The following is a 2,371-nucleotide window of genomic DNA, read 5'->3' as shown; positions in this document are numbered from 1 at the left end:
TTTACGATGTTCAGGAGGGTGAAGTCCTGATTGGCGGTAAAAATGTAAAGGACATCAATTATGAAACGCTTTTGCAAAATGTCGCAATCGTATTTCAAAAGACTTTTTTGACGCGAGACAGTGTTTTTGAAAATATCCGTATGGGAAGTAATGCCACGTTGGAGGGGGTACGAGCTGCGGCGAAAGAAGCACAAATTGATGATTTTATCATGTCGTTACCGAATGGATATGATACAAAAGTAGGTAACTTTGGTTCGCGGTTTTCTGGCGGAGAAAAACAGAGAATCGCCATAGCAAGGGCAATATTAAAAAATGCACCTATTTTGATATTAGATGAAGCTACAAGTGCGGCTGATCCCGAAAATCAGGTTGAAATTGACAAAGCTATCGAAAATCTTTGTAAAGGAAAAACTGTTATTATTGTAGCTCACCGCTTGAGTGCTTTAAAAATGTGTGACAGAGTAGCCGTTGTAGAAAAACATACCATTACATCTGTGGGAAGTCATGATGAAGTTCGTAATGGAAATGAATACTATAATCAAGCATGGACGGATTACGAAACAGCAAGGAATATTACATATCAGTTGGAAAGGGGGGCTAATCATGTGTGAAAATCCTATGCGAAAGAATAGAAAATTTTATATCGGCATGATTTTGAATGTCGTTGAAGGTATGCTTTCAGGATTTAATTTCTTTCTGCTGTATGAGGTTATGAAAATGCTGTGGATAGGTAATGTCAACCTATCCTCTCTATTACGATTGACCCTATTACTCGGTGTGATTTTTGTGTTGAGAATCATTGTTTATGGTATCGGCTATACAGAAAGTCAAATTGGCGGTGCGGCGGTAAGTAATCAACTTAGGCTGTTTCTGGGTGATAAAATAAAGAAAATCCCCCTGTCGCGTTTTACACAGGGGCAGACAGGTCAATACATCAATATTATAACAAGTGATGTCAATAACTATGAAAAAATTTTGACACACACTGTGGGTGACCTTGTAAAGCATATTGCTTTCTGCGTAATGATGATTTTGTTTGTTGGCTATATCTGGCTTCCAGGCGGTATTATCCTCGCTTGTGTAGAGCTTATACTGATCCCATTTCTGTGGCTGACTTTCCGTGTGGTAAAAAAATATGGAACGGAAAAGAACAAAGTCAGTGCAGAGACTGTCAGCAGCATTGTAGAATATGTAACCGGAATACAGACGTTCCGTGCCTATGGTGTGGGCGGCACAAAAAATAAAACAGTTACATCAGATATGAAACGGCTTAGTGATGTAAGCTATGACTATGAAAAACATGGGATTCCCACAAATGCTCTCCAATGTATTTTCCTTTGGTTAGGGCTTCCGATTATGGTAGTTGCCGCTTCTGTACCTATGCTTTCAGGGAAATTAGACCCTGTTGCCTATTTGTTAATCTGTATGTTGCCGATGTTGTTGGCGAAGCTCTCCGATTCTATTTCAAGAGCGCTTATGAGTTATAAAAACTTGAAAATATCAAAAGACAAAATTGTTGACATCATCAATGAACCAGAAGAACAAGGAAGTATGGAAGTCTTTTCTACCAATACACACGAAATTGAATTTAATAATGTGGCATTTTCCTATGTGGCAGATGAACCTGTTTTACAGCATACCTCTTTTGTGGTTCCCAACCAAAAATTGACTGCTATTGTAGGGGATTCTGGTTCTGGTAAATCTACAATTTTAAACTTGATTGCAAAATATTATGAACCGAATAGCGGGACTATTTCTATCGGTGGAAAACTAATCAATCATATTGCGGCAGAGCGAGTTTTAGAACAGATTTCAATGGTCGATCAAGATGTTTTCCTGTTTGATGATACAATTCGTGAAAATATCCGTCATGCGCGACCAGACGCTACCGATGAAGAAATAGAGGTAGCTTGTAAAGAAGCGAATTGTGATACCTTTATACGAAAAATGGAAAAGGGTTACGACACACCAACGGGAGAAAACGGCAATCTGCTTTCAGGCGGAGAACGTCAACGCCTTTCTATCGCTCGTGCTATATTAAAAAACAGTCCGATTTTACTCCTTGATGAAGCCACAGCGTCGCTTGACATCGAAAATGAATTAGCTGTAAAAGAAGCGATTGCTAACTTGTTGAAAGCAAAAAAGACGGTGGTAATGATTGCCCATACTTTATCTATCGTAAAAAACGCAGACCAAATCCTTGTGGTGTCAGGTGGCAAGATTGCAGAAACTGGTACCCACGACGAATTATTGGTAAAAGGAGGAAAGTATGCGGCTATGTGGGAAGCAGAACAGAAAATTTCAAAATAAGGAGAGGCAAGGATTGTGATGTACGAACCTAGTAACATTATTATGATTTTAGAAATACTCC

2 protein-coding genes are annotated in these 2,371 nt (G+C 39.0%); both read left to right on the top strand.

The window, feature by feature from the left end:
- Nucleotides 1–611: ATP-binding cassette domain-containing protein (locus tag WMO25_RS17180; protein ID WP_349086387.1), on the top strand; the 611-nt coding region annotated here is incomplete at its 5' end.
- On the top strand, nucleotides 604–2,310 hold the full coding sequence (locus WMO25_RS17175; protein WP_349086385.1) for an ABC transporter ATP-binding protein: 1,707 nt from the start codon (nucleotides 604–606) through the stop codon (nucleotides 2,308–2,310). The genes WMO25_RS17180 and WMO25_RS17175, both read left to right, overlap by 8 nt.
- Nucleotides 2,311–2,371: the final 61 nt, after the last annotated feature.

Origin of the sequence: Coprococcus intestinihominis (genome assembly GCF_040096555.1) — a bacterium.
Taxonomy (GTDB): Bacteria; Bacillota; Clostridia; order Lachnospirales; family Lachnospiraceae; genus Coprococcus_A; species Coprococcus_A intestinihominis.
Note: the sequence above shows the minus strand (reverse complement) of the source record. Positions and strands in the feature narration are given on the sequence as shown.